Source organism: Pseudoalteromonas sp. Z1A6 (assembly GCF_011378745.1).
Classification (GTDB): Bacteria; Pseudomonadota; Gammaproteobacteria; order Enterobacterales; family Alteromonadaceae; genus Pseudoalteromonas; species Pseudoalteromonas arctica.
In genome coordinates this window covers 1-21447 of record NZ_WTKW01000025.1, presented here as the reverse complement: position 1 = coordinate 21447, position 21447 = coordinate 1, and the positions used below count along the sequence as shown (strand labels likewise).

The following is a 21447-nucleotide window of genomic DNA, read 5'->3' as shown; positions in this document are numbered from 1 at the left end:
CCCGATAATTTAACACCGAGTCAGCAGTTACATTTTTTTGCTGATCAACTTCCTCGTTCTGCACAATCTATAAACACATTTAGTCAGTTATTTAACCAAGTACGCTATAGTAAAAAACCTTTTACGAAAGAGCGTAAAACTCAGGCTAAAGATCTGATAAAATTAATTAAAATTTCCAAATAGAGAATACTATGAATGCTGTTGTTATAGGCGTTATTTTAATGCTCGGGCTATCTCTGGCTCGCGTTAACGTCATTGTTGCCATGATCATAAGTGCTTTAGTTGCTGGTTTAACAGCAGGCTTGGGTATAAAAGAAAGTGTTGATGCATTTAATTCTGGCCTTTCTGCCGGAGCTGAAATTGCACTAAGTTATGCCATGCTCGGTGCATTTGCCGTTGCTATTTCTAAGTCGGGTTTAACACGCATTCTCGCTGATAAGTTACTTGCTAAAGTAAATGCTAAAGGCAGCGGGAATGAAACATTTTTAAGTTACTTCATTTTATTAATTATTTTAGGTTGTGCAATTTCTTCGCAAAACTTAGTACCTGTACACATAGCGTTTATTCCTATTTTAATCCCACCGTTACTCGTTGTTTTTAATCAGTTAAGATTAGACAGGCGTGCTATAGCGTGTATTTTAACATTTGGATTAGCAACTTCTTACATGGTGCTGCCTTATGGTTTTGGGGGAATTTACTTATATTCTATTTTGCATAAAAACCTAGTTGATAACGGCCTAGACATTGTAAATACACAAGTCCCTATGGCGATGATAATTCCTGCATTAGGTATGTTTATAGGATTACTTATTGCGGTATTTATTACCTACAAAAAACGTCGCGAATACACAGAGCTCCCATTAACAACTCAGAGTAAATCGGCTGAGGTAGAAAACCCTAAAAAAGTAATGATTGTAGGGCTATGTGCGGTACTTGCCTCACTTGTTGCACAAAACCTAAGTGGCTCAATGATTTTAGGCGGTTTAGTAGGTGTAATGATATTTAGTGTATTTGGTGTAGTTAAGTGGGAAGAAAACGGCGACGTATTTAGTAAAGGCGTTGCGATGATGGCCATGATTGGCTTTATTATGATATCGGCACAAGGCTTTGCTTCAGTTATGCAAGCAACCGGCGATGTAGCAAGTTTAGTACACAGCGGTGCTGCCCTTTTTGATGGTAATAAACCTTTGGCGGCCGGTGTTATTTTGTTAGTCGGGTTATTAATAACAATGGGTATTGGTAGCTCGTTTTCAACAGTGCCTATTATTGCTACTTTGTTTGTACCATTGTGTTTAGACCTTGGCTTTTCGGTAATGGCCACTGCAGCACTTGTTGGTACTGCAGGCGCTTTAGGTGATGCAGGCTCTCCAGCTTCAGACTCAACGCTTGGACCAACATCTGGCCTAAATGCCGATGGGCAACACGACCATATTAGAGACTCAGTTATTCCAACGTTTATTCACTTTAACATTCCACTACTGATATTTGGTTGGATAGCAGCAATGGTGCTTTAAGCCGTATTCATGTATTTATTTAAAGCTGTATGAGATTAAAAAGGTATGTATGAAGCATGCCTTTTTAGTTTTTACAAACCTCAATATCACACATTAACAACTCCCCTATTTTGATTACCTTATTTGTGAGTATTAACTTTGGTGTTTAGGTTATATTTAATAAAATATACAGTATGATGTGTTCTTTATGGTTTTTTATATAAGCACCAATTAAGGTGCTTATATAATGTTACTCTACCGCGTCTTTAAAGCTCTAAATTACTCAAAACCATAAATCATTTTATCGCATACTACCGGTGTTGGTCTGTGATTATCATCGACAGCAACAAACGTAAAGCTACCACTAATGGCAGAGTGCTTATCATCTCTGTGCATAGTTTCTAATAGTATATCTACATCAACTTTTAAGCTGGTGTTACCTACATGGACTACTTTAGCAATTAACTCTGCAAAAGTACCTGCTGGTATCGCTTCTTTAAAATCAACTCTATCGGAAGATATGGTAACCAAAGGCTTACGGCAAAAACGAGTCGCTGCTATAAATGCCACTTCATCCATCCACGCCAGTGCATCACCACCAAATAAAGTATTGTGATGATTAGTACGCCCAGGAAACACGGTCTTAGTTACCGATGTAGTTGAGTCTTCAATACGCTGAGCAATTATTGCATCGCGATTTACGTCAGTCATAATCTCTACTTTTTGTTTGCTAATGTATCTTGCATTAGTAATGCAGGATCGAGGCGTTCGCCTTTCCAGTTAAAACGCCAATCTAGGTGAGGACCCGTTACACGCCCTGTTGCACCAATTTCAGCCACTTTGTTACCTTGCTCAATTTTGTCACCCACTTTTACATCAAGCTTACTTAAGTGAATGTAAGTTGAGGTAATGCCATGGCCATGATCAATAATTAATGTACCGCCTGAGTAGTATAAATCAGGCTCAGCAAATACCACGGAACCACTAATCGGCGCATAAACAGGGGAGCCTGTTTTATTGGCAATGTCTAAGCCAAAGTGCGGACGACGAGGCTCACCATTAAAATAACGTTGGCTGCCATAAACACCCGATATACGCCCTTCTGCAGGCTTTAACACAGGGTCTAAAAAGTACAGTAAATCAGAGTCAACTTCACGTGCTTTACGCACAGCAACTGCTTCGCGGCTTATACGTGCGCTAACTTCTTTTGGCGGTGAAACATATTTTTTAGCTACGCCGGTAATTTTATCAATTTTATATTCACGCTTGGTAATAGCTATCGGCTGAGAATGTGACTTGTCGCTGCTATCTACCCATTTCAAAGTATGAGTAGTGTCAGCATCACGACCAAAACCAAATACAAAATCACCACTAGATGAAAGTTTTAACTCTTTGCCATCTAAGCTTACCGATTTAGCATTTTCAAGCTTACCAGTAACCAAGCCGCCTTGTGTTAAGTGCCCTTTTAACTCAAGTGCCATAGCACTAAGGCTAGTAGAGGCAATAAGTGCTGTTGCTAAAAGTGTTTTAAACATAGCTAATCGATCCTTTTCCTACCCCTTCATAAGCGGTTACTTTTACTGCTTTTTCTGGGTATTGGGCTTTAATTTGACCAGCTACATGTTCAGCAATACATTCTACGGTTGTATCTACTGGTAAAATGTCGCAACGAGATTCGCTAATAGCCATTTCAAAATAGCCTTGTGCCGATGTATAGGCAAAACATACGTCATCAGCTTTAGCTGTAATGTGTTTTAAATCACTGCCGCTAATTTGATCTTCACTGGTGGCTAAGTAAATATCTTCCCACTTTTGAGACCATTCTTTTTGCAAGCGCGGCATAGAAATACCATCTAAACTAATACCAATTTGAGAACGATGCCCGTGAATAATGCGTTGGCAATTACCGTCATGCTTTTTAAGACCATGGCTGTAATGATAGTAAAAGCTTTGGCTGTGTTCAGGCTTAAGAGACAGCTCAATTTTTTCAATGTTATCTGGGAGTTTTGGTAAAATAGTCGCAATTAAAAATTCAGTAACCGATTCAACCGTTACTTCGTCTGCGTTAATCATACAATAAGCTTGATGAGGGGCGCTCATAGCTAAGTGGTTGTTTTCACCAAATGTACAGTCGAGTGTTTTATGCTCGTCAAACTCAGATACAGTCCCATTAAGGCCCGTAGGAATTGCTAATCGGTGATCAATACACTCATCTATAATGCCTTTAATTTGCTTTTTAACTAAACCAAAGTCTAAAACCATAGACTCTTCGTTAAGTTTACCGTGCAAAGTTAAATCAACAATCCAGCTCTCGCCAACGGCGCCGCGTTTGTTACATAAGTAAGAAAAATCAATCACAGTTAGTGAGTTAACAAAAAGGATCATAAACTTCCTTTAGACTGGTTATAAGACAGCGCTAATTATAATGATTTCTGATTGTAATTGCGCGGTTTTATAGTGCAAAAACCAATCGCGTTGATTGATTGGTGATTTAATATGCAATATTTTGATTTTTTAACTGCTCCGAGTTGTTTAGCGTACAAGTGTACGCTAAAGTACTTGGCAATTTCTAAGCGAAGATAAGTGTTATGGAACCTAAAAATAGCTATACAAAAGAAGATTTGATCCTGTGTGGTCAAGGTGAAATGTTTGGTGAAGGCAACTGCCGTTTACCAAGTGACAACATGTTAATGATGGACCGCATTACCTCTATTACTGCTGATGGCGGAATTCATGGTAAAGGCGAAATTGTTGCTGAGCTTGATATTGACCCTAGCCTGTGGTTTTTCGATTGCCATTTTAAAGGCGACCCAGTAATGCCAGGTTGTTTAGGATTAGATGCTATGTGGCAACTAGTTGGCTTTTACTTAGGTTGGTCTGGTGGCCCCGGTCTTGGTCGTGCGCTAGGTGTGGGTGAAGTTAAATTTACTGGCCAAATTTTACCAACTAATAAAAAAGTAACTTACCGTCTTGTAATGAAACGCGTAATTAAACGTAAATTGTTTATGGGCGTTGCTGATGGCACTGTAGAAGTAGATGGCCGAGTAATCTACGAAGCAAAAGATTTAAAAGTGGGCTTATTCCAAGACACTAGTGCGTTTTAATTTTTAAATGCACAAACAAAAAGGCCTCCAATGTGGAGGCCTTTTTGCTTAAATTCGATTATTGATTTTAGGTTTTGTACATGTTGCGGTTTTCAATCGCCTCACGCCACCCTCCTAACCACTCTGATTTTGGATCTACTTGTTGATAAGGGCATAGCTCTTTTGAGCGACCTGCTAAACCTGCTTTAAAACCTTGAGAATGAGCTCTTTCTAAACGATCTCTTTTCTGTCTCTTCATCGGTAATATCCTCACCTTTTTATTTATATATTGTGTAGCATTAGTGAAATCTACATTTAATGAATAGTTAATAAAAATGTAAAATTCAAATTGTAAAAGCAATTAAATTGTTTGACTTTAACTAAGCTGCTGATGCAAAAATGAATTAACATTTAAAAAAGTAAGTGGTCATACAACATTTAATTTGACCGGTTCGTAATAACAAATTGGCGATTTAATAATCGCTAAAAAGCACTTGTGTGCTTTAATTGTGACCGACTAATATTGACTAAGTTCCAAACAAAAATGTAATCGTGACACTTTTATTTCATTAATCTTAAATTAGTAGCCCGCCCCTAAATTTGAACTATTTTTAAACAATTTAAATTTATACTTGATTATTTAAAGTCGATCGGTCTAATATAGGTTCATGAACAAAAATACATCAACACCAATACGCCGTGGTCGCCCACCTAAAATAGCCAGAAAAAACGCCGATACAAAAGCGTTACTTATTCGCACGGGCCTTGAAACCCTAACTGAATTTGGTTTTAGCGCCACGGGGCTCGATACTATTTTGAAAAAAGCGGCTGTACCTAAAGGCTCTTTTTATCATTACTTTAAAAGTAAAGAAGCCTACGGTATTGCGTTAGTTGATGCATACGACAGTTATTTTATTGCCAAGCTTACCCATTACCTACACCAAGAAGATGTTCCCCCACTTGAGCGAATCGTTAATTTTACTCAAAGCGCAATTAAAGGGATGAAAAAATACGATTACAAACGTGGCTGTTTAGTCGGTAACTTAAATCAAGAGCTTAACCATTTAAGTGATGAGTTTAAAACCAGATTAATGCAAAGCTACACAGCTTGGCAAAACCATGTAGAGGTTTGCTTAAACCAAGCTAAGCAACAAGGCACTATTGCAAGCCATGTAAACACACAATTAATGAGTGAGTACTTTTGGATTGGTTGGGAAGGTGCTGTTATGCGCGCCAAGCTCACCAAATCAAATACCCCACTTACTTTGTATACAGAAATGTTTTTACGCGCATTATTAACCTAATGCGTTTTTATTTACCAATTAAAAGACGATCGGTCTAAAAGGATATCCCATGAGTAACCCAATTAAAGCCATTGTTATTAATAAAGAAGATAATAACTACAGCGCCTCATTATCGACTATCGAACATAGCGATTTACCAAACGAAAATGTATCTATTGACGTGCTATACAGCACACTTAACTATAAAGATGGTTTAGCAATTACTGGTAAAGGCCCCGTTGTACGCAGTTTTCCTATGGTGCCAGGTATTGATTTAGTGGGTACGGTTACACATTCCACCAGCGATGAATTTAAAAATGGCGATAACGTAATATTAAATGGCTTTGGTGTAGGCGAAAAACATTGGGGCGGACTTGCTCAAAAAGCAGCTCTTAATAGCGATTGGCTAATCCCCTTGCCTGCGGGTATTTCACCTAAACAAGCTATGCAAATTGGTACAGCCGGTTATACCGCTATGCTAAGTGTGATAGCGCTTGAAAAACAAGGCATTACTCCAGAGTCTGGCGAAATACTGGTAACCGGTGCTAATGGCGGCGTGGGTAGCTTTGCTATTTATTTACTAAACCAACTTGGCTATAACGTAACGGCGGCAACAGGTCGATTAGATCAAAGTGAGTATTTAAAAGAGCTTGGCGCATCAAACATAATTGACAGAAGTGAGCTTTCAAACCCGGGCAAACCTTTGCAAAAAGAGCGATTTGCAGCAGCAATAGACTCTGTGGGTAGCCATACACTGGCAAATATTTGTGCTTCATTAAAATATGGTGGTGTAGTAACAGCATGCGGACTTGCACAAGGTATGGATTTACCAGCATCGGTGGCACCCTTTATATTACGTGGTGTATCTCTTATAGGGATTGATAGCGTAATGCGTCCTAAAGCCGACAGAATTGAAGCATGGGATCGCTTAGCTAAATTAGTAAGTGCTGATTATTTAGATAAAATTTCGACAGAAATATCACTTGAACACGTAATTGATAATGCAGAGCAACTTATGGAAGGAAAAATTCGTGGTCGTGTTGTAGTTAATTGCCAAAGTTAAGCTATTTACTCTGTTAAAGCCTCGTTATTAAATTTATAATGCAATTTGTATTTTAATAATGAGGCAACACCTATGAGCAACCAAGAACTTTTCAGTAATAACCCACTGCAAGGCGTAAAATTAGAACAAGTGGTTGAAGAGCTGGTTGAACAATACGGGTGGGAACTCCTACACGCTTATTTACAACTTAACTGCTTTAAAAATAATCCTGATGTTAAGTCTGCGGTTAAATTTTTACGTAAAACACAATGGGCACAAGAAAAAGTAGATAACTTTTACCTTTATCGTCTTAAAAACTTACCTAAGCCTGATGATGTGCAATACGAATTACCGCCACGAGATCGCGTTATCCCCGCTGATCATAAACCTGGTGAGCCGTGTGAACTTAGTTTTGTTGATGCTAAACGTATTGTAGAGAAAAAAGAATCTAAGCAACGTGCTCGCGATCGTAAGCAGCGTTCTAATTCTAGTAACCCTTGGGGTAACTAAAAACTTACTAATTTAAGGTTGAAGAGCTGTTTATAAATAGCTCTTCGATTATCTTCCCATTAATTTCAATTATATCCGCGTCACATAGCTAATAAATAACAATTAGTACCCTCGGTTTTTCCAAAAATCTGTTTCTGTGCGCTCTGCCTCTAATGCCACATTAAAAGTTTTATCAGCAATGATTTTTCCATTAAGCTCAATAGTCATTCGCCAATCACCTAGTTTATTTTCTATTGGCAGCCAGAGTGTATCGCCTAAGTAAAAATTCCAATCACTATCTTTAACGTATACATCGCCTTCAAAAGGGTCCATTACATCACCGTTGCTGTCTGGAATATCAGGATGGTAAATACAATAATGAAGCTTTTCACCTTTACCTTTTTTAATATTTACAATTAAGCCAAACTCAATATCTACCTCAGCTATTACATTTGTTGTAAATTGCTCTATTTGCGGCAACGCTTTACTTTCACTATCCCACTTAGAGTAAATCCCGTGACTTTGTAACGTCACTACAGGTTTTGTTTTAGCCATTAAGGTAGCCTTTTATGTTAGCTATTTTGGCATTAGTTTAACTTTTTGAAATTTTAAAATAAAACACAATCTCATAAAGTTAAATCTCAACTTAGCTTTAATACTCCGCCTATTTACATAATTGCTAATTTGTCATCATTGTTTACACACTATTTGCACAATTGCTGATTATTGTTTGAGTAACTTAATTGATCAGGTAGGCAGCAATGAAACAATACGCACTTAATAATAAAAATCGAAATAGGATAAATGCTTTAAAGCTCACTTCTCTTGCTTTAATTGTTTCATCGTTAGTTGCATGTGGAGGTGGAGAAGGCATAGCTGATAGCTCAGAAACTACAGAAAGCTCATCACAAACCACCACAGATAATGGCACAGGTACCAGCAGTTCAACCCAAAGTGTACTTTGTGAATATAGCTACAGTGAATATAACGAGTCAGAGTCAGTACAAGCCACCAGCGCTGCAGATTGGTCATGCACAGGAACTACACGCGACTTAGTAGCTAATGGCATACCCGATCACGAAGTAGGCACATTCCCTAATGCTGATAACCCAAATACTATTTCTGAGCAATCAGTAAATGAAAGCTACACACTTGAGCCTATAGAAACAACACAAGCAACCATGCTTGGTGGTCCTCGTGGAATGATAGGCGTTGTACTTAATGGCATTAAAATAGACGCTGGTACAGGCGGAAGTTGTGATGATTCTGGAACCGATTGCGATTTAGGCGACAATAGCGGCAACTGGAATATAGAAGCCCTAAGCCAAGACACGTTTAGTTTTGGAACAGACGACAACAATGCACATGTACAACCCGATGGCACATATCACTATCATGGTATGCCAGAAGGCTTTGTAGCAATGCGAGGTGGCAATAGCACCACTATGACTCTAATAGGCTGGGCAGCAGATGGCTTTCCTATATATGCACGTTACGGCTATTCAGACTCAAGTGATGCAACTTCAGCCCTAACCGCAATGACCGGTAGCTACCAACATATAACAACCGTAAGCGCAAACCGCCCTTCTACCGATATATACCCATTAGGTACATTTGCACAAGATTGGGAATACGTAGCAGGCTCTGGTGATTTAGATGAATGTAATGGCCGCGTTGGTGTAACGCCTGAGTTTCCTGATGGGATATACCACTACTACGCAACAGACACTTACCCGTTTTTTCAACGCTGTGTTAAAGGCGAAGTTTAGTTAGGAGTAAGCTATGCCTTATATAAAAAGAGGTCTACTGAGTATGACTACTTTGGGTTTGTTGATTATGCCAAATTTAGCAAACGCGCATTTAATGGTTGCAGATCACGGTACGCTGAATTTTGTTGATAATAACGTGTTTATTGTGCTTTCAATCCCTATGTCGGCTTTTAAAGGGGTTGATGAAGATAAGGATGGCAAAGTATCAATAGTTGAGTTTAATGCTCATAAAAAACAAATAAGTAAGCGAGTTAAAAAGAACGTTTATTTAGCAGATCATCAGTATAAATTTACTATTGACGGACTTTTACTAAACCCAGAAGCGTCGCATACACATAAAAGCGACAATATAGACCAAGTAACCATTACTGGGCGCTACTCTTTGCCCAGTAAATTAACTAAAGTTAACTTTAACGTTAAGCTATTTAGTAACAATGAGCACAAGCAGCATTATCAAATAACAGCGACTAATAAAACGCAAAAACTTACTCATCAATTTGAGCTAACACCAACGTCGCCCTTTAGTAAGGTGTTTTAATAATTAGTAATACTTACCTAATAATTAAGTGGCAAAGAGTACAAGTTAAACAAACTTATGCTCTTTTTTTATCTTTGTCTTTTCATTCAGCACTCTTAATTTAAGTACTTTCTATAAAGATACAAGCTTAGGATTTTTAGGAAAGTAATGCTCTTCTTGCTGCTCACATAAACTAAACTCACGGGTGTTTTTATATGGCAGCTTCATAAAACCCGCAACACCAACGTCCGTAATGTTTACCGCGTATTGCATAAGTTTATTTAGCAAACGTTTAAACTCAACCTCTTTACTCGAATCGAGTAAGCGGTAGTAATGGTGAATCTTCATTCTGTCGGGCAGTGCTTCAAAAATAATACACCCCGTATGATGAATTTGGTTAAGCTCAAATACGCACTTAATAACTTTTTTAGGTAGCTGTAGTTGCTCATCAGGGTCTTTACCGTCTTCAAAGTATGAATGCGGGCGGGTTATGTCGTTTACCTTCATGCTTACAACTTCGTATTCAAGCTCTGGTAGGCTATCAAACTTAAATGCACCCGTGCCATCTCGCTCTAATTGAATGGTTTTACGGGCATCAAACAAACAACACTTAAATAACCCTTTTTGATTAATCGCTTGCGCAAGCATCACCGTGTTATTAATCGCATCACTAAACGCATCACCCAATGATTCGTCATGCATAATTAAAGACGATTCAACAAACATCGACTCATCCTTCCAATGAAAACTGAGCCCACCAACAACAGGGTATTTAGCTAATCGGCTTATTGATGCTAAAAATGCTTTTTCGTTATCGCCTGTATCAAACAAAAACTCTTTATAATAACGGTCAAGTTGCGCGTCGTTTATATCTAGTAATTGCTGATTATGATCGGCCTGGCGTAAAAACTGTTTTCGTGAACTATATACCACCGTGTCGGGCTGCTCGGCCTTGCCATACCAAAAAGGAATATCTGCTTTTTTTTGTTTTTTATCAAGCTCAGGTAAGTACGCTTTAGCCATAGTTGTAATATTACGCATAAAGTAATCACCGGCACCATCACGTTGTGCCTTACTTTTAGAAAGCATGCCATCAATAACTTTAGCCAGTTCTTTTGGGAGCCCTAAGCTGCTTGCAGGGATGGCTTGCGCACCAAAGCGACACGACTGCGCCGACGCTAACGCATACAACGTAGCGGCTACACCTTGTTCGTCAAATCGTGGGGATGACTGCTCCCCCGACATTTGTGCTTCACCAATAAAGTACACATCGCCCATACGAGCATTAGTTGTACTTAAATCGCCCGACATTAAATCCATAAAGTTACTCGCAACAGGGTTACCATCGCTATCGAGCTGTGCATACACAGAGCTTCCCCAATCCACTAACGACAGCGCATCAGTGTTTGCATCCCAAACAAGGTTTGAAGGCTTTATATCGCCATGCACTATAGGTTGTGGGCTAATGCCGTTTTTGTGGCTGCGTAAATCAATTAATACATTACGTAACCTAACAGCTAGCGCCATTATTTGCGCGGCACTAAAGCGCCCTGTTTTAAGCGATACTTTTTCAAGGTCCTCTCCAATGGCGCGCGCCATCATTAAAATCCCTTGTTTTTTAATTCGCTCGAATGCATAAAAGGTAGGCACTAAGGGGTTATTAATTTGCGAAAGCATATACGCTTCGTCTTCTAGGCGGTCACGTACACTTTGGGCAAGCGTAATACGCGAAAACTTAAATACCCAAGGTAAGCCGTTATCGTCATCACCTGCAAACACAAAACCAAAAGCACCTGAACCAATCATTTCAACGTTTTTGTAGCCCAGCAGTGTTAGCTGCTTAATACAAATATTAAGCCACTGGCGGTGTTTTTTAGCATCGCGGTGCGAAAGCAAATAAACAGATTGCTCTTCGTTGATATAAAAGTTGCGGATTTCTTTGGCTTTCAATACAGGTACTCAAACTTATAAAACTAACCAATTATTAGTTTTATGTAATGAGATTACAATAGGTTAAATAAGAGTTTTGAAATCGTTGAATAAAACAGCGCTAAAATAGCGCCAGAACAGTAAATTTAATTGTAAATGTTAAAGCTCAAAGTAAGCTTTTACAATGAACTGTATATAAGTACAGTTCATTGCTTTTTGCTAACTTTTAATAACACGAAGCTGCTTAATTGATGACACAGCTATGTGCGTTTGATAATAATATTTATTAGTGGCTCTACCACGGCTCATAAAATCGATAGTTACTCGTTTAGCTTCGCCTGTTACTTCTATTGTTTTATCAATAAAAAAGGTGTCTGCTGGTTGTCCGTATTTACTTTGAAGCTCTGCTACCACATTAGGCTGTATTGATATCGTAATAGAACGCCTATCTCGATAATCAGTTTCGGTATTTAAATACAACCAACTCCCCTGAGCTCCCGCCGCTTTAATATGAAACTGGTAAGTGCCAGCAACACCCTTAGGTGCACTTTGCTCAGTTAAAGCGATAAGGTTCATATTTCCAGCCGTACTTTGGCTCATTTCAATTTTATGGGGAACAGAACTACATGCACTAAGCGTTAGCACACTTAGTAAGGCTAGATATTTCAAGACACAATTTCCTTGTTTTTTACACCAATTCGCATAATTAAGTAATCTATTTTGAGACAAGAAAATCGTGTTGATAACAAAGCAAAAATTTCGTTATTGAGTTGTTCTATATCAAAAATTTTTAATGCAGTTAGCGATTTAATCCCTTAAATTGATTAACTATTATTGAGAATTGGTATTATGCATTATTAAAAATATGTAGCGTTAATGATACCACTTTATGCAGCCATGTTTCTATAATCAATCCAAACAATTAGTTAGCGGGTATTAAGGTGCATTGCGCTGAGAAGGAGCTGTTTTAAAGCTTTTTAGCAAACTTTGTGGGTCAACCACCTCGGTATGCTCTTTAGCAGCCTGCGCCCACCATATTAGTTGGCCAAACGTGCGTGAGAAATAATTAAACCACGATGATTGACTCTCTCCTGCGACAGGTTTGCCATCCTCACTAAACACATCTTGCGCTTTTGGCACGTGGATCATAGCCGATACCGGCAAACAGCCAAGTTCAGATAAAAAAGTACGCATGCTAATGGCAGCTCTTACGCCACCCCACTGTCCTGCTGAGTAAGTTACTATTGCACTTGGTTTATACGAAAATAGTGAGCTACCAAAATGATTAAGTAAGTCAGCGAGGGCTGGACTCATGCTGTGATTGTACTCAGGGCTAATCATTATATATCCATCTGCGGCTTTAATTTTATCAGCTAATAGAGTGAGTTCTGTAGGTGCATTACTTTTAGCGTATGCAAAGTGTGGTTTAAATACGTTTTCGCTAGGAAAGTCCAACGTATCAATTAGCTCAAACTCATGATCGCCAAAATGCTCTGTTAAGCATTCTATACAAGCCCTAGAAACCCTTAAGCCTAAGCGAGCTGGTTTTGGTGGTGTACTATCGCGTACCGTGCCTAAAAATACTAAAAACTTCATATGTAATTCTCAACTGTATTTGAACGATAGCTAAACACTAACATTTTTAGTTATTGTGTATTACACATACGCATTGTTTATTGATTCAAAACACAATAATAATTAAATTTAAAACTGAAATTTAGCAACAACCGCGCCGTTAAACATATTTCATCGTGTGTTAAATTCACTCGCTTGCATACTTTTTACACATTTGGCCAGTAATATGCCACAGTATAAGTACGCTAAAACCTATACCGAAAAGGATACAGTAATGGGCTTAAAAAATTATAGCGCATGTGCAATCATTGTTACCGCAACAGCTTTAACTCTAAGTGGTTGCAACGACTCATCTAGTAACAAAAATACCGAGCAAGTCAGTAGCCCACTTAGTGAGCCGCAAAAAGCGAATCAATCAATAAACCTATCTATGTTCAAACAAGAGGCTTTTATTACAGAGCCTAAAATTGTTGATTGTGAAACCCAGCAAGGTACTAAAACAACCTGTTATGAGTTTACTACATCAGGTGCACCCGCAGGCAGAGAGCCTGGCCCATTTTGCCCTCGCAGCACAACAGACGGAGCTGATGTATCAGGTACTTGGTTTGATAAACAAGGTAAAGGAGAGCTAGTCGACTTAACTGGCGACTTTATTCTTAAGCTAGATGAATACTACGGCGATGAAAAATGGGTATTGTATGACGCAAAAACAAATAAAGTTCGTTATACAGCAACAAAAGAATCTTGCTCAGGTGCTGCACGCCCAGATGTAGAAGAACAATACAAACAAAATTGTATTGAATGCGAGCTATCTTATTTAGAAGATAACTTTTCGCTTACATATTTAATTCCGACTACACCCATAGTGAGTAAAAAATCCAGCCGATTACATACCGTGGGCATAGCGCTTGATGGTACTGAACTTTCAGGCCCTGCACCTATAAATGCTATTTTAGGCAGTTATACAATTGCAGCATTTGACGACTGCGGTGGGCATATTAACCTGCACCAAGGTTATCACTATCATTCAACAACAGGATGTACCAATTCAGCTCCAAATACTGACGGACACGCCCCTTTAATAGGTTATGCCGTTGACGGTTACGGTATTTACGCAATGAAAGATGCACAAGGCAATGAAGAGTCACTCGGCGAATGCCGTGGTATAACAGATGAAACCAGAGGCTATCATTATCATGCTGCCAGCCCGAGCGAAAATTTGTTTATTGGCTGCCTTCATGGTGAGTCAGTAAGAGCAGCAGGTGGCCCGCCGCCAGGCAATAAACCACCACCAAAGCATTGAGAAAATTATGACTATTAAATATAAGTCACTGTTTGTTTTACTTGCTCCTTCATTATTACTTTTAAGTGGTTATGCGGCAGCACATTCTCAGCCACTTAATCAAATAGCAGTGAAAGCATGCTTTGAAAAGCAAAAGTCACAATCGTGTAAGTATCAGGGTGGGCATAACGACTTATATATAGGAAGCTGCCAATATATGGCTGATGACTTAATGTGTGTTCGTAACCAACCCATTCAAAAAGTTGATAACAAAGAAAGTAAAACGAATGACAGCAATGACAGCCACGAACCTAAAAATAAGCAGCATAATAGTAGTTTATAAATTAATAGTTAAGAGTTGTGGGTTTTTTATTATACCAATTCGCTTAATTAAGTGATCTATTTTGAGGGTAGAAAAACGTGTTGATAGCTAGGCAAAAAATTCGCTATTTGGTTGTTCTCGGCAATTGCTCCTGCATTGCTCTTCCTTCTGCATCCATGCAGTCGTAAATGAAAGTTTTTTAACACAGGTAGCGACACGTTTAGCCCCGCAAAATGATTAAGTATTATTGCGGATTGGTATTAGGTGCAGTAAATTTACTGCACCTAATTAATTTAAACTGTTTCGATTAGTATTGATAACTTAGCCCTACACCACCCCAAAATATATTTCGAAGTGTCTCGTCACCTACAAAGCGTTTTTCATCTTTATTAACTGCAATGCTATAGCTTGTATATGTGTATAAGGCTAACTGATTAAAAAGCTGATACGACAAGTTTGCAGTAAACTTTACGTTGTTAATTCCGTTGTGCCCATCATTAACATACCCCGCATTAAACCCCACGCCCGATTGAATATCTACTGATAGTAAATCGTTAATATAAAAATCTTTTTTTACTGCCAGCTCCAAAAATGTACCGCTGGCATCAAATGAATGATAAACACTACTTAACAACTGAATATCGTCTGCATAAAAATACGCAAAGTCGAGGCTTAGCTCATTATCGTGAGCATCAATGCCTTCTTCACGAGCTTTAATATAGTTATAACCTACATACATCTCTATCCGCTCAGATAAGTGAGCGGTATAAATAGCATTTAAATTAAGCTCTGAATAATCACTACTAATACCTTTTGCCGCCCAAGGGATCACCGCAAAGTTTTTATAATTAAACTCAGTAGCAATTGATGTAATACCATTACCGGCAAGGTTATCTCGACCTTCGGTTACATATCGGCTTTCCCATAATGGGTGGATATGTAAATCAAACTCTTTATTTTTATAATTTACGTCAGTATTAGTATGCTTAATATTTCCGCCTACACCCACTTCAAGCTCTTGATAGTGCTCTTGTGTTTTTGCTTGTGCGTAAGCTGTATTTACTCCCGCTAGAGTCGTAATAACAAATACATATTTTAAATAGTGAGTCATTTATTAAGTCCAAAACCATCATAAATGGTAAAAAGTGGCGCATAGTATTGTTATAAAACGTATTAGCGCAATAAATGGATGCACATTTATTGTTTTATTTATTAGATTTTAAAGTATTTACTAAGTATTACCCATAAACTACAAGTTGCAATTAGCTCGGATTTCAACCAACAAACCAAAGCTATATACGCACCGAGCAATGCTCTAGCTGGTACTTAATTTAATAGTTAAAATGATAGTTATAGTACTCACGGTGAGGTGTTCCCTATTGCAAAAACAGGAAAGTATAAGTAGGAAGTGTAAAAAAGTGCGGTAAAGGGGAAAACTATAAGCAGCAATAATTCATTAAGCTGCTTATTATTCTTAAAATAATTAACCTAATTTGTTAGCCAGTTTAGTGACTCAAATAAGCCATAACGGCAATGAGTGCAAAGTAAAAACAAAAACCGAGTAAGAAGATTAAGTCGACTCTTCTAGCTTTACTCGCTTTATAAGATGCAAAATCCTTAAACTCGCTTTTATACTGCCCAAACGTTACCACTTTTACTAGCAGCCACCCGGTCGAGTAAAACAAAAAGCTCAAACCCGTTTCAACTATTAGCCAAATAAAAATTTCAAACGCAATACTCATAATTTATATCCATTACTTTGCTATGAAAAAACTATATCAATTAGTTATTTAAATTGCAGCCGATTAAGCTAACTAAGGTGTAACAGTAAATTTCGTTAAACCTATTAGTTGTCCTGACTCAGTAATGACTTTAACTTGCCATTTACCAACAGAGTCTTTAGGAAAGTTTACCTTGTGAGTCCATGCTCTATAACCAAGTTCTCGCCCACCGTTTATATTTAACGTAATTCGATCAACCTCTTTTTTATTATGTATCCATACATGAAATATTTTTTCGTTTAAACCTCTTGGCGCTTTAACAGCCGTCCAACTATATAAACCTTGATGGTGTAGCGTATAAGAATCTAACTGCTTAATGCTCCCTACAGGCTTTTTATGCTGTAAATCAACCTCATGAGCTAACGTAATATCGGTTAATCGCAGTGCTGCAGGCGGCACGTAGCTTCTTAATTGCCAAATAGACGCGCTTAAGGCACATAAAATCACTACAAGAATAGGAAAACGCCACCAGCGTGCATTAGGCATTAAATTGTTTAAACTCGGTAGAGTAACCACTACAGCCGTTACAAGAGCTGCGGCTAAACTTTGGCTAGTAGTCAAATTTAATAAAATAGGCAGCGTAACAAGCAAAACAACGAATAAAGCAAAGTTATGAAAAACAGTAAATAACGTGCGGTTTCTGGCAAGTTTTTTGTAATAAAATGGGTCGATTACCGATATAAGTGCACACAAAGCAATGAGGGAAGTAAAAATTGCTTGAGGATGATCCCACTGCGTAACCGCTAAAAAAAATGGCAACGCAAAAAATAGGCTTTCTTGTTGCACCATTTGCAGAGCAAAACGCATTACATTAGGAGATACAGCCACACCAAATTTTTCTTCAACTTTGTCACGTAGCCAGTTATCAATAATCAGCCATAGCCAACTAACAAGCAAAAATATGGCAATAAATTGCGAAAAAGACTCTTTTCTATCTACCAGTGCAAAGCTAGCAACACCCGACAAAAATGACATCACAGCCAATAATCCAGGCCGCTTTTGCATTGCGCTTATAAATTTAGCAATTATATTTTTACAATAATCCATTTATGAGTATTTCCGCACGGGTATGTACTTTATTATTTTTATTCAGAATATGATTAGTTTAACCAAGTTTAAATGAACAGCAGATAGATGGGCTTAAAACTAGCCATTTAACAGTTGATTACAAAAACAGCGATTAAATAGCATCATCCTAAAAAGTAGGTTGTTTTTACTTATTTAAGCTCAGCGCAATTAAATAAAAGATCGGCATAGCGGTCCATTGGTACATTTATTAATTTTTGTAACGCGTGAGCTTTGGCCAGTAACTCATCTTGATTGAATGAAGGCATTGTATTATTAAAAGCAAAAACAATTTTATTGCCACCTTCAATTACAAAACTAAGAATTTTTCCTGCAAACTCTTTATCAAGCAGTTGGTCAAATACCTCTCTTTGCCCAACTTTGGTATGGCAAATATTAAGAACGAGTACACCATCAAAAGTGAGCGCATTTTTACAATCACGTAAGTATGATGATTGCACTTGGTCTGACTCCATCCCCTCTGAGCTATATAGATCAGAAAAAATCACGTCCGTTTTTATCTGCGTTTTTTTCATATAATTTGCCGCATTATCAATATGAATAAACAAACGTTCTGACACAGGAACTTCAAAATATTTTATAGCCATATCAGCAACGGCTTTACGGTATTCAACGGTATGTATAGTCAGTGCGGGAAACGCATGATAAAGACTTTTTGCTATAGAGCCCGCCCCAAGTCCCATTATCATCGCGGTTTTTAAGTGCGGTATAAAAAAAAGCGCAGCCATCATAGCTTGCGTATAAGCTAAGCTTAACCCGTTAATATTATTTAATTTGATACAGCTTTGATAAATTTTCCCGTCAAAGCTGAGAATAAGATTCTTTTTTGTTTGATATACATAAACCGGGCCATGCTCATCAGTAACTGATGCAATACAAGTGCCTTTGATATCCACGAATACTCGATAGGTGAGGTGATGAAAAATAAGTATAACTTACTTAACGTACTGACATTGTTATTAATATGATTTATAGCGCTTTTATTAATACCTAAGTGCTATGCAGTTATTAAGAAGCCTGTTTACCTTTTAATACTAGACTAGCAGAAGTAACTACTTTTATAGCTAACTTAAGCTTAAATAGTCATAACATTTACTATAAACAACGATGTAAACAGCTAAAAGCTTAGCTAATACACTGTTATAGCTATAAAAAACTTCTTTGAATATTCCTCATGTTCAACATGAATAAAGTGCACACCGAAATAAAGGAAGTCTAAACGGCTGAACATCCATCCTTTATTTCTATCGATTCATGCTTAATTGTCATCAATTACTAAGCAATCACATCTAACAATAATGATTAATGAATATGACTCATGTTTTATGTGAAATTAAACCGTTTTTCTTCATATACCAATCAACGTATAAATTACTCATCCCTTAGCGCTAAACACTATTACTAACAACTTAAAGCCGCTGAATAACAAAACCAGCACAGTAAGTTGCAAGGTTAATAAAGCGCAGAGCATCAATCAGGTTTAAATTATAAATTGGATATAAACACGATGAAAAAAGATTTTACATTTAATATTAAGAGCGTTTCACTCGATGAAAATTATCATCCATCAACTAATACGCGTATCACAACCAACTTTGCTAATTTAGCCAGAGGTGAATACCGCAAAGCAAACTTGCGTAACGCCTTAAACATGATTAACAACCGTTTTAATGCCCTAGCCCATTGGGATAACACCAAAGGTGAGCGTTATGCTGTTGAGCTTGAAATTATATCTGTTGAGATAGGTATTGAAGACGGCGGCGAAAGCTTTCCATCAATCGAAATATTAAAAACAAATATTGTTGATCATAAAACTAATAAGCGCATTGAAGGCATTGTAGGAAACAACTTTTCATCGTATGTGCGCGACTACGACTTTAGCGTACTCCTACAAGAGCACAATAAAGGCAAGCCTCAATTTAGTATTCCAGATGACTTTGGGGTTTTACATGGCAAGCTATTTCAGTCATTCGTAAATTCGGATACATACAAACAAAACTTTAAAAAGCCACCGGTTATATGCCTGAGTGTGTCAGATAACAAAACCTACAACCGCACCGAAAACCAACATCCGGTACTTGGTGTTGAATACGAGCCAAATGAATCGTCTTTAACTGAGCAATACTTCAAAAAAATGGGCTTGCAGGTACGTTACTTTATGCCATTAAATAGTGCAGCGCCTTTAGCATTGTTTTTCTTTGGTGATTTACTGAATGATTACAGCAATCTTGAGCTTATAAGCACCATTAGTACAATGGAAACGTTTCAAAAAATCTACAGACCAGAGATTTATAATGCCAACGCAACAGCGGGTAAATCATATAAACCAAACTTAAAAAACTTGGATCATTCACTAACGCAAATTGTGTATGACCGAGAAGAGCGCGGCAAGTTAGCAAACGAGCAAGGCAAGTTTGCACAAGAGCATTTTATCAAGCCATACCAAACGGTTCTTGAGCAATTCTCTAGTAGCTATCTTTCATAACACTTGATAGTAACAACCAATAATAACGAAAAATAACGCGCTTAACGCTACGTTTAATAATTAACTAAAATATACGGCATTATTTATTATGAAAAAATTATTACCAACCTCTACCGCGGGCAGTTTACCTAAGCCTTTATGGCTTGCAGAGCCAGAAACTCTTTGGTCACCTTGGAAATTACAAGGTGATGAATTAATTGAAGGCAAACACGACGCCCTACGTTTGTCATTATTCGACCAGCAACAAGCAGGCATTGATATTGTTAGCGATGGCGAGCAAACAAGGCAGCATTTTGTAACTACATTTATAGAGCACCTAAATGGCGTTGACTTTGAAAAACGTAAAACAGTAAAAATTCGTGACCGGTACGATGCAAGCGTACCCACCGTTGTGGGCCCTGTTAGCCGTCAAAAACCTGTGTTTGTCGAAGACGCTAAATTTTTACGCAAGCAAACCAAGCAACCAATAAAATGGGCATTGCCAGGCCCAATGACCATGATCGACACGCTTTACGACGACCACTATAAAAGCCGTGAAAAACTAGCGTGGGAATTTGCCATAATTCTTAATCAAGAAGCCAAAGAGCTAGAAGCCGCAGGCGTTGATATCATCCAATTTGATGAGCCCGCGTTTAACGTATTTTTTGATGAAGTAAACGACTGGGGAATTGCCTGTTTAGAGCGCGCAATTGAAGGGCTTAAATGCGAAACCGCCGTGCATATTTGCTATGGCTACGGTATTAAAGCCAATACAGATTGGAAAAAAACACTAGGAAGCGAATGGCGACAGTACGAAGAAGCATTCCCTAAGCTGCAGCAATCTAATATCGATATTATTTCACTAGAGTGCCATAACTCCCATGTACCAATGGATTTGCTAGAACTTATTCGCGGTAAAAAAGTAATGGTAGGCGCTATTGATGTAGCAAACCATACTATCGAAACGCCAGAAGAAGTAGCTAATACGCTACGTAAAGCACTGCAATTTGTAGATGCCGACAAACTCTACCCGTGTACAAACTGCGGCATGGCTCCCCTACCTCACCATATTGCTAACGGCAAACTAAATGCCTTAAGTGCTGGGGCTGAAATTATAAGAAAAGAGTTATTAGATAAGAGTTATTAGATAAGAACTTGGAAAGTAGCTTTAAAACACAAATTGTAAACGATTAAAGCTGGCGCATCATGTCATGATCAAACCTATAAACATGGTGCGCTAGTTAAAATTTACTAAAGAACAAAGATTAGGTTAGATACTTAATTATTTTTTATTAAAAAGCTCTAGACTGTTTTTTGAAAAATCGATAACAG

24 protein-coding genes are annotated in these 21447 nt (G+C 38.0%); 12 read left to right on the top strand and 12 right to left on the bottom strand.

All coding sequences use genetic code 11. The annotated features are described in order from the left end of the window. Positions 1–183 (top strand): hypothetical protein (locus tag GQR46_RS03115; protein WP_165739855.1); only part of this gene is annotated, 183 nt, incomplete at its 5' end. An 8-nt stretch (positions 184–191) separates the two neighbouring features. Further along, entirely contained in the window at positions 192–1514 is a 1323-nt protein-coding gene (locus GQR46_RS03110) for a Na+/H+ antiporter family protein (RefSeq protein ID WP_165721880.1), read from the top strand. A gap of 258 nt (positions 1515–1772) precedes the next feature. Here the strand turns inward: GQR46_RS03110 and GQR46_RS03105 are convergent, their stop codons facing one another. From GQR46_RS03105 to GQR46_RS03095, 3 genes are read right to left on the bottom strand one after another with little or no spacing between them, the layout of a single operon-like run. Next, a complete protein-coding gene (locus GQR46_RS03105) occupies positions 1773–2204 on the bottom strand; it encodes an acyl-CoA thioesterase (RefSeq protein ID WP_010552809.1) in 432 nt (143 codons plus the stop codon). A gap of 5 nt (positions 2205–2209) precedes the next feature. Continuing rightward, entirely contained in the window at positions 2210–3028 is an 819-nt protein-coding gene (locus GQR46_RS03100) for a M23 family metallopeptidase (protein WP_165739853.1), read from the bottom strand. After that, entirely contained in the window at positions 3021–3878 is an 858-nt protein-coding gene (locus GQR46_RS03095; protein WP_165739852.1) for a 6-carboxytetrahydropterin synthase, read from the bottom strand. The genes GQR46_RS03100 and GQR46_RS03095 overlap by 8 nt, the downstream gene beginning before the upstream one ends. Before the next feature lie 203 nt (positions 3879–4081). Between GQR46_RS03095 and fabA the strand changes: the two genes are divergently transcribed. Further along, a complete protein-coding gene (fabA, locus tag GQR46_RS03090) occupies positions 4082–4597 on the top strand; it encodes a bifunctional 3-hydroxydecanoyl-ACP dehydratase/trans-2-decenoyl-ACP isomerase (protein ID WP_007582756.1) in 516 nt (171 codons plus the stop codon). A 67-nt stretch (positions 4598–4664) separates the two neighbouring features. Here fabA and rmf read toward each other — a convergent pair whose 3' ends face one another. Then, the gene (rmf, locus tag GQR46_RS03085; protein WP_002960897.1) at positions 4665–4835 is read right to left on the bottom strand and encodes a ribosome modulation factor; all 171 of its coding nucleotides are present in this window, start codon (positions 4833–4835) and stop codon (positions 4665–4667) included. A 409-nt stretch (positions 4836–5244) separates the two neighbouring features. Between rmf and GQR46_RS03080 the strand changes: the two genes are divergently transcribed. From GQR46_RS03080 to GQR46_RS03070, 3 genes are all read left to right on the top strand, one after another. Beyond that, positions 5245–5880 carry a TetR/AcrR family transcriptional regulator gene (locus GQR46_RS03080; RefSeq protein ID WP_165739849.1) on the top strand — a complete coding sequence of 212 codons (636 nt, stop codon included), beginning with the start codon at positions 5245–5247 and terminating at the stop codon, positions 5878–5880. Between the two features lie 49 nt (positions 5881–5929). Next, positions 5930–6922 (top strand): MDR family oxidoreductase, encoded by a 993-nt coding sequence (locus GQR46_RS03075; RefSeq protein ID WP_165739847.1) that lies wholly within the window; start codon positions 5930–5932, stop codon positions 6920–6922. 72 nt (positions 6923–6994) lie between these two features. Next, positions 6995–7411 carry a VF530 family protein gene (locus GQR46_RS03070; protein ID WP_007582761.1) on the top strand — a complete coding sequence of 139 codons (417 nt, stop codon included), beginning with the start codon at positions 6995–6997 and terminating at the stop codon, positions 7409–7411. Positions 7412–7513: 102 nt separating this feature from the next. On the opposite strand, the gene GQR46_RS03065 is transcribed toward GQR46_RS03070, so the two are convergent. Continuing rightward, complete coding sequence (locus GQR46_RS03065) at positions 7514–7945, bottom strand: DUF3859 domain-containing protein (protein ID WP_165739846.1); 432 nt, start codon at positions 7943–7945, stop codon at positions 7514–7516. 206 nt (positions 7946–8151) lie between these two features. Here GQR46_RS03065 and GQR46_RS03060 point away from each other — a divergent pair, with 206 nt between their 5' ends. Further along, positions 8152–9159 carry a YHYH protein gene (locus GQR46_RS03060; RefSeq protein ID WP_165739844.1) on the top strand — a complete coding sequence of 336 codons (1008 nt, stop codon included), beginning with the start codon at positions 8152–8154 and terminating at the stop codon, positions 9157–9159. A 13-nt stretch (positions 9160–9172) separates the two neighbouring features. Continuing rightward, positions 9173–9697, top strand: coding sequence for a hypothetical protein (locus GQR46_RS03055; RefSeq protein ID WP_165721876.1), 525 nt, complete (start codon positions 9173–9175; stop codon positions 9695–9697). Between the two features lie 111 nt (positions 9698–9808). On the opposite strand, the gene GQR46_RS03050 is transcribed toward GQR46_RS03055, so the two are convergent. The 3 genes from GQR46_RS03050 to GQR46_RS03040 form a co-directional block, all read right to left on the bottom strand. After that, positions 9809–11626 (bottom strand): serine/threonine protein kinase, encoded by a 1818-nt coding sequence (locus GQR46_RS03050; protein WP_165739842.1) that lies wholly within the window; start codon positions 11624–11626, stop codon positions 9809–9811. Positions 11627–11824: 198 nt separating this feature from the next. Further along, positions 11825–12274 (bottom strand): hypothetical protein, encoded by a 450-nt coding sequence (locus GQR46_RS03045; RefSeq protein WP_165728608.1) that lies wholly within the window; start codon positions 12272–12274, stop codon positions 11825–11827. A 267-nt stretch (positions 12275–12541) separates the two neighbouring features. Beyond that, complete coding sequence (locus tag GQR46_RS03040) at positions 12542–13201, bottom strand: NAD(P)H-dependent oxidoreductase (protein WP_165739840.1); 660 nt, start codon at positions 13199–13201, stop codon at positions 12542–12544. Positions 13202–13406: 205 nt separating this feature from the next. Between GQR46_RS03040 and GQR46_RS03035 the strand changes: the two genes are divergently transcribed. Then, on the top strand, positions 13407–14483 hold the full coding sequence (locus GQR46_RS03035; RefSeq protein ID WP_231609579.1) for a YHYH protein: 1077 nt from the start codon (positions 13407–13409) through the stop codon (positions 14481–14483). 7 nt (positions 14484–14490) lie between these two features. Then, positions 14491–14805 (top strand): hypothetical protein, encoded by a 315-nt coding sequence (locus GQR46_RS03030; protein ID WP_165739838.1) that lies wholly within the window; start codon positions 14491–14493, stop codon positions 14803–14805. A gap of 286 nt (positions 14806–15091) precedes the next feature. On the opposite strand, the gene GQR46_RS03025 is transcribed toward GQR46_RS03030, so the two are convergent. The 4 genes from GQR46_RS03025 to GQR46_RS03010 all read right to left on the bottom strand — a co-directional run bounded on the left by GQR46_RS03025 (position 15092) and on the right by GQR46_RS03010 (position 18547). Then, positions 15092–15895, bottom strand: a complete 804-nt coding sequence (locus GQR46_RS03025) for a hypothetical protein (RefSeq protein WP_165728606.1) — start codon at positions 15893–15895, stop codon at positions 15092–15094. A gap of 394 nt (positions 15896–16289) precedes the next feature. Beyond that, on the bottom strand, positions 16290–16526 hold the full coding sequence (locus tag GQR46_RS03020; RefSeq protein ID WP_165728605.1) for a hypothetical protein: 237 nt from the start codon (positions 16524–16526) through the stop codon (positions 16290–16292). A 72-nt stretch (positions 16527–16598) separates the two neighbouring features. Continuing rightward, positions 16599–17612 (bottom strand): DUF5924 family protein, encoded by a 1014-nt coding sequence (locus GQR46_RS03015; RefSeq protein WP_165728604.1) that lies wholly within the window; start codon positions 17610–17612, stop codon positions 16599–16601. Positions 17613–17782: 170 nt separating this feature from the next. Continuing rightward, positions 17783–18547 (bottom strand): ATP-binding protein, encoded by a 765-nt coding sequence (locus GQR46_RS03010; RefSeq protein ID WP_165739837.1) that lies wholly within the window; start codon positions 18545–18547, stop codon positions 17783–17785. 611 nt (positions 18548–19158) lie between these two features. Between GQR46_RS03010 and GQR46_RS03005 the strand changes: the two genes are divergently transcribed. After that, positions 19159–20136, top strand: coding sequence for a DUF1852 domain-containing protein (locus GQR46_RS03005; RefSeq protein ID WP_165739835.1), 978 nt, complete (start codon positions 19159–19161; stop codon positions 20134–20136). An 88-nt stretch (positions 20137–20224) separates the two neighbouring features. After that, entirely contained in the window at positions 20225–21262 is a 1038-nt protein-coding gene (locus GQR46_RS03000) for a methionine synthase (RefSeq protein ID WP_165739833.1), read from the top strand. The last annotated feature ends 185 nt before the right edge of the window (positions 21263–21447 follow it).